The 6,258-nt window shown below is 51.7% G+C and carries 6 protein-coding genes and 1 pseudogene; 6 read left to right on the top strand and 1 reads right to left on the bottom strand.

The genetic code is table 11. From position 1 onward, the window contains the following. Nucleotides 1–498 precede the first annotated feature (498 nt). Entirely contained in the window at nucleotides 499–1,086 is a 588-nt protein-coding gene (locus VPK24_RS14695) for a hypothetical protein (RefSeq protein ID WP_393014462.1), read from the bottom strand. A gap of 583 nt (nucleotides 1,087–1,669) precedes the next feature. Here VPK24_RS14695 and VPK24_RS14690 point away from each other — a divergent pair. The 6 genes and pseudogenes from VPK24_RS14690 (at nucleotide 1,670) to VPK24_RS14665 (ending at nucleotide 6,222) form a co-directional block, all read left to right on the top strand. Continuing rightward, nucleotides 1,670–2,488 carry a YdcF family protein gene (locus VPK24_RS14690; RefSeq protein ID WP_190529570.1) on the top strand — a complete coding sequence of 273 codons (819 nt, stop codon included), beginning with the start codon at nucleotides 1,670–1,672 and terminating at the stop codon, nucleotides 2,486–2,488. 183 nt (nucleotides 2,489–2,671) lie between these two features. Continuing rightward, nucleotides 2,672–2,953, top strand: a complete 282-nt coding sequence (gene pedR, locus VPK24_RS14685; RefSeq protein WP_099534603.1) for a photosynthetic electron transport-dependent transcriptional regulator PedR — start codon at nucleotides 2,672–2,674, stop codon at nucleotides 2,951–2,953. A gap of 299 nt (nucleotides 2,954–3,252) precedes the next feature. Further along, the gene (locus tag VPK24_RS14680; RefSeq protein ID WP_393014460.1) at nucleotides 3,253–4,746 is read left to right on the top strand and encodes a carotenoid oxygenase family protein; all 1,494 of its coding nucleotides are present in this window, start codon (nucleotides 3,253–3,255) and stop codon (nucleotides 4,744–4,746) included. Nucleotides 4,747–4,863: 117 nt separating this feature from the next. Further along, complete coding sequence (locus VPK24_RS14675; RefSeq protein WP_393014458.1) at nucleotides 4,864–5,133, top strand: YciI family protein; 270 nt, start codon at nucleotides 4,864–4,866, stop codon at nucleotides 5,131–5,133. An 83-nt stretch (nucleotides 5,134–5,216) separates the two neighbouring features. After that, nucleotides 5,217–5,438, top strand: a pseudogene (gene yidD, locus VPK24_RS14670) (membrane protein insertion efficiency factor YidD); the annotation flags it as partial. Between the two features lie 418 nt (nucleotides 5,439–5,856). Continuing rightward, nucleotides 5,857–6,222, top strand: coding sequence for a chemotaxis response regulator CheY (locus VPK24_RS14665; protein ID WP_393014456.1), 366 nt, complete (start codon nucleotides 5,857–5,859; stop codon nucleotides 6,220–6,222). Nucleotides 6,223–6,258: the final 36 nt, after the last annotated feature.

The following is a 6,258-nucleotide window of genomic DNA, read 5'->3' as shown; positions in this document are numbered from 1 at the left end:
TTTGCGGGTAGGATTGGCAATGACCGGGAGACGACTCATGAGCTGGGTGATGCTTCGGGTAGGTCTAGCCTAAAACCGGATTTAGAGCTGCCAAGTCGGCTTTAGCTTCTCTTTATAAATTAGCTCTAAGTATTGAGTTAAAAAAAGCACCCAAAGAGTAAACGAATTTACGGAATTGCATCGAAGGTTCCAAGCCAGCGTAAATAAGGCAAACCCAGTAACAACGGACACAATCATTCCAAACCTAATTCCAAACCTAACTTCAAGCCTAATTTCAAAATCTTAGTGTTGGTATCAGTATTGGTAATAGAACTTACAATTAATGAAGACAAGGGGTTGAAGCCCCTTGCTTCAATGGGTTTCTCCCGCAGGGTTGAGGATTTTTGCGATCGGGACGGATCACCCCCAGACCCCAAATGAGTGCAACGATCGGGGATGAATTTCCCCGCCGGTTGAGTGGCTTGGCTGATTTTCGATGGGAAATGTTTGGCCATTGCCTTAGCGGCCCGGTTGCACACCCACATGCTCGATCGCCCGAACGATCGCCCGCCGCTGCAAATCGTCATAGCCCCATCGTTCCAGGAAGTCGGCGAAGGGCCCGGTTTGCTCGGTGGCTGCGGTTCGGAGTTGGTGCAGCAGTTCTGTGACGGAAGGGCTAGTGGCTTTCGCCAGGAGGGCTGGATGGGCGGCGAAATAACGATCCAGTTGCTGAAGTAGGTTGCCCGATCGACGACTGGTGCGGCGAGATTGATCAGCCATGGCCCCATCGCCCGATCGCTCGTGAATCACCACCATGGCCGCCGCCATGGCCAGGTTTTTCACCAAAAGTTCCAACACTTGGTCTGGCGATTGAGCAAGGGTAACCACAAGGGCTTCCGGCGCAGGATCCACAATCGATCGCTCATCGGTCAAATAGACCACAAAAAATCCACGGGCCCCGGCGATATGGGTGACTAACTGAGCTGCCGCCGTTGCGAATTCTGCTGTTGTCCAGGATCCAGTAGCCCAGCGATCAAGCCATTCTTGCGTTAGCTCGATCGCCGCTTCAAAGGTTATTGGTTCCGGCAAGGTCATCGATGTTTGCATAGGATCCCATTTCAATTCATTGAGCCAATTCAGCAGACTAATTCTGAAAACCGATTAAAAGGGTAATCTTAATTACTCTGAGCGCGATTAAAATCAATCAAAAGCGATTGATCGAAAATAATCGGCAATGATTATAGCTTGAATTTTACTGAAGTTACTGGCTTGATTTCTATTTAATTTTTATTCAATGAATGGTTAAGCCTGTATTAAGTATTTCGATTCATGCGGCCATGGATAAGTTCATTGATTTTTAATGCTTTTTGCTTGCTTTTTGCATGAATTAATTAATGATTTTCTAAATATTTTTGACAATTTTTGCTTGTAAATAATCAAGAATTTAATCTGAATTTTAAATTTCATTGAATATCAAAATTTAATTCACTTCAATAATTATTGAAATAATCATTGAAGTGAATTTCTTTTCAAGAATTATTTTAAATTTTATGCCATCTTTTAAAGACAATCTATTATTTTTTTCATCTATTTTTGACTTAGAAACCGAAGCAGTGATTGACAATCAAAGGCCGATTATGAATGATGAACTATGTTTTCGTCCTCGTTTTTGCCCTTGCCATCGCTGCTCATGTTTTTGTTTTTATCGAAGCTGTTGCCGCTATTTTTTTATCCCTTGGGGCTAAGTTGCGCTCTAATGGTGGCGGCGTTGGCGTTGCTGTCAATGCGGCGCGGGCGTTGGGCGGCTTGGGCGGTGGCCTTGGCACTGGTGATTTTGTGGACGGCGGCGAATGGGTGGGTGGCGGTGGCCCTGACCCGATCACTGGAGTCGCGGGCCCTGGTGCTTCAGCAACAAACGGGCGGCTCCGGTGACCTGCCCCGGGCCGATGCGATCGTGGTTTTGGGTGGGGGCATTAAGTCCACGGAGCCACCTCGTCCCTGGATTGATCTGGCCGATGAGGGCGATCGCACCCTCTATGCGGTGAAGCTCTATCGCGATCGCAAGGCTCCGAAGCTGATTTTTAGTGGCGGTCGAATTGCTTGGCGGGGCGGAGGCGGTCAGCCAGAGTCGGCGGCCATGGCAGAGTTGGCGGGGGTGATGGGAGTTCCGAGCGAGGACATGTTGCAGGATCCCAACTCCTTGAACACGCGCCAAAATGCCGAAGAGGTGAAGAAAATTCTGGAGCGGGAACGGTTGCGGCGGGTGTTATTGGTGACTTCAGCGATGCACATGCCGCGATCGATCGCCATTTTCCGCAAGTTGGGAATTGAGGCGATCGCGGCTCCCACGGATTTTCTTTTTAGTGATCAAGATGAGCGCGAGCGGCGCAGTTCTCCAGAGGGAATTGCGTTGAATTTTTTGCCCGATGCGGATAATTTGCGGGCCACCACTCGGGCCATTAAAGAATACGTGGGGATGGTGGCTTACTGGTTGCGGGGTTGGATTTAGGGCCGCTGAGATCGATCGGCCCGTGCCCCATAGGCATGTTAAGAATCGTCAAGTACACTCATAGGGATCTGAGTTGCTGAAGCAACGGGGCGCTTGGCCCGGTTGCCGCTTCCCCAGGCCGCAAGCAACTGGGGGAAAATAAGTAAATATACGGATTCAACAAACGGAAAGTCTTACCGTCCCATGGATAACTGGATCTCCCTGTCCGATCGCGAACTGCAAATTGTTGAGCTAGTGGCTGCTGGTTTAACCAACCAAGACATTGCGGAGCAGTTAGAGATCAGCAAGCGAACGGTTGATAACCACATCAGTAATATCTTGACCAAAACCAGAACCGAAAATCGGGTGGCTTTGGTGCGTTGGGCGTTGCAGTGGGGCAAGGTTTGCCTAGATCAGGTCAATTGCTGCACATTGCCCAACGTGCCGCCTGTGGAAGTGGAAAACGATCGCGCAACGGCTTCCTAGGAACGTCCGTCGATCACTTCTTAGATTCATTCCAGATTCTGATCCCAGATTCTGATCCCAGATTGATGCTAGTAGCATGACAGGCTGAATACAACAGGCTGAATACAACAGGCTGAATACATTGGGTCAAAGTTGCGGAGCCAGTCGTGGTAACAAGGGGCTTGAGCATCTTGCTGCTTAACGATCAGGTGACGGTAACAGCCATGTAATTTGACCCAGCAAATTAAGGCAGCCACGCTACTAAAACAGCGCTGAACCGCAAAACACAGGCCATCATTCGTCAGGAGATTGCGAAATTAATGGTTTTAGCAACAGAGCAAGCTCAGACGAGTCGCGATCCTCAATGGTTGCCGGCCGTGCGGCGACCAGCGATCGAATTTCCGCTCACTCCCTTGACAGTGACCGCTGGGGCAATTCCCGAGAATTTGCAAGGCACGCTTTACCGCAACGGGCCGGGCCGGATGGTTCGATCGGGACAGCCCACGGGCCATTGGTTTGATGGGGATGGGGCGGTGTTGGCGGTGCATTTTGGCCGATCGCCCGATCAACCCCAAGGCCCACCCCAGGCCCAAGCCACCTATCGGATGGTGCAAACGGCGGCCTACGAACAGGAAGAAGCGGCCGATCGATGGTTGTTTGCCAATTACGGGCAACTGGCTCCAAAACCTTGGTGGCAACGGGTGGGGCGCGATCTCAAAAATGCGGCCAATACTTCCGTTTTGCCCTGGGGCGATCGGCTCCTGGCCCTGTGGGAAGGGGGTTGGCCCCATGCGCTGGATTTAGACAACTTGACCACGATCGGCCCCGATTCCCTGGGTGGGGTGCTGAAGCCGGGTCAGGCCTTCTCCGCTCACCCCAAGGTGGATCCAGCCACGGGCGAAATTTATAACTTCGGAGCGTTGCCGGGCCCCCGTCCCAAGCTGAACTTGCTGCGGTTTGATCGCGCCGGTCGCCTCCTGGCCCAACGCCAACTGCCCCTGCCATCCCTGTCCTTAATCCATGATTGCGTTCTGGCGGGGCCCTATCTGGTCTTTTGCATTCCGCCCTTGAGTTTGGAGCTGCTGCCAGCGCTGTTGAACTTCAAATGTTTCAGTGACGCGATGAAGTGGCAGGGCGATCGGCCCACGCAAGTTTGGTTCGTCGATCGCGAAACCCTGACCCTCACCGCCACCATTGAGGCGGAACCTTGGTTTCAGTGGCACTTTGGCAACGGTTGGCAAAACCCCGATCGCTCCGTCAGCCTGACCATGGCGCGTTACCCGGACTTTGCCACCAACCAACACTTGAAGGAAGTGGCCAGCGGCAAAATCACCACCCTTGCAACATCCCAATACGTGGAATTACGGTTCGATCTCCAGCGGCGGCAATTGCTGGATCAACGGATCCTGTTCGATCGCCATTCAGACTTTCCGACCGTGGCCCCCAGCGAAGTTGGCTCCCCCAACCGCTACAGCTACTTTTCGACCCATCGGCCCGACCTCGATCGCCCCGCAGCTTTCAAACAGGAACAATTCGGCGCGATCGCCCGCCACGATGCCCAGACCGATCGCATCACCTATGCCAACCTAGAACCGGGGTGCTATCCTTCGGAGCCGTTGTTTGTGGCCGACCCGGCCGGCGATGGGCGATCGGGTTGGATCCTGAGCGTGGTCTATGATGGCAACCGGGATTGCAGCGACCTGCAAATCTGGCAAAGCGATCGACTGGATGATGCCCCGATCGCCCGCCTAGCCTTCCCCCATCCGATCAACCTCGGATTCCATGGGGTTTGGCATCCCAAATCCACTTCCTAAGTTGCCTGAAGGCGGTGGCTGAAAGGAGCCACGTTCAGCCACCGCTTTCATGCTTGCTTTGGCTTTTCCATGCAATAGGCAGCCCCAAAATCCCTAATTTGTCGCAACTCTTGAACCATGGCTAAATACATTTTGTTTGGCAGCTACTGTGAAGATGCCCTCGAAAAACGCACCCCCTATCGACAAGCGCACCTAGACGGCTTAGCCCAACAAAAAGCAGAAGGCATTTTGATCACCCTGGGCCCCACCAAAGACAACAGCAAAGTATTTGGCATCTATGAAGCAGACAGCGAAGAAACCGTTCGTCAGCTCATCGAAGCCGATCCCTATTGGGAAAACGGTATTTGGACAGAATACGAAATCAAAGAATGGATTCAAGCCTTCTAAAAAAGATGCCTGAGAGGATATCTCAAAAGCCTAAACAGCTACCAAACGGGTTTTACCAAACAGGTTTTACCAACCATATTTCCCTGTTGCGATCGCTCCCTGGCCGACTGGCGATCGGGCTGGTGCGTCTTTACCAAGTCCTGTTATCGCCCCTGTTGGGCCCCAACTGTCGCTATTACCCCACCTGCTCCCACTACGCGATCGGGGCGATTCAGCGGTTTGGCCTGGGGCGCGGGGGCTGGTTAGCTTTGGCCCGCATCCTGCGCTGCCATCCCTTCCAACCGGGAGGCTATGACCCCTTGCCGGAAACCTGGTCTTGGCGGGCGGCCCTGGGCCCCGGCGCGATCGACTCCGATGCAATGGCCGGCCGGCCCCATCCCCTCTGGGCTAAATACCAGCGATCGGGCGACCAGTCGATCGCCTCTGTGGCGATCGAAACCAAGGGCATTGAACCAGTTAATTTAGTCAATCCGGAAGTGGCAAATTCAGAAACAATTCAGCCAAAAGATTGAAATCTAAAAAATTGAAATCTAAAAAATTAAAAACCATAAACTAATTTTGAGTCTCGATGTTTTTAGCCTCATTAACCAATCCAATCTATTAAGATTCACTCATTGTCGTGGTCATCACAGTCAAATTTGCCAAGCGCTGCATTTTTCGCCCAAGCCGCCCAAGCATAGACCTGATGACTCACCATCTCTTCACCCCTAGGAGCAACAGAAGATGAAAGTTCTAGTCGTTGATGACTACGCCACCATGCGTCGAATCATCAAGAATTTGCTGAAGCAGATTGGTTATTACGATATTGAAGAAGCAGGTGATGGTGTTAGCGCCCTTCAGAAGTTGCGAGAGAGCAAGTTTGGGCTGATTATTGCGGATTGGAGCATGGAGCCAATGACAGGGCTGCAACTGTTGAAAGAAGTGCGAGCTGATAGCAAGCTAAATGCCACACCTTTCATCATGGTGACGGCAGAATCCAAAACGGAGAATGTGATTGCTGCCAAGGAAGCCGGTGTGAGCAACTACATTGTCAAGCCCTTTAATGCCGAGACGCTGAAGCAAAAAATTCAGGCCGTTTTAGGATACTAATTTACTCCCAGTCAACTCCTAACGGTTAGTAATTGG

This window comes from Limnothrix redekei LRLZ20PSL1 (assembly GCF_043235035.1).
GTDB lineage: Bacteria > Cyanobacteriota > Cyanobacteriia > CACIAM-69d > CACIAM-69d > CACIAM-69d.
Note: the sequence above shows the minus strand (reverse complement) of the source record. Positions and strands in the feature narration are given on the sequence as shown.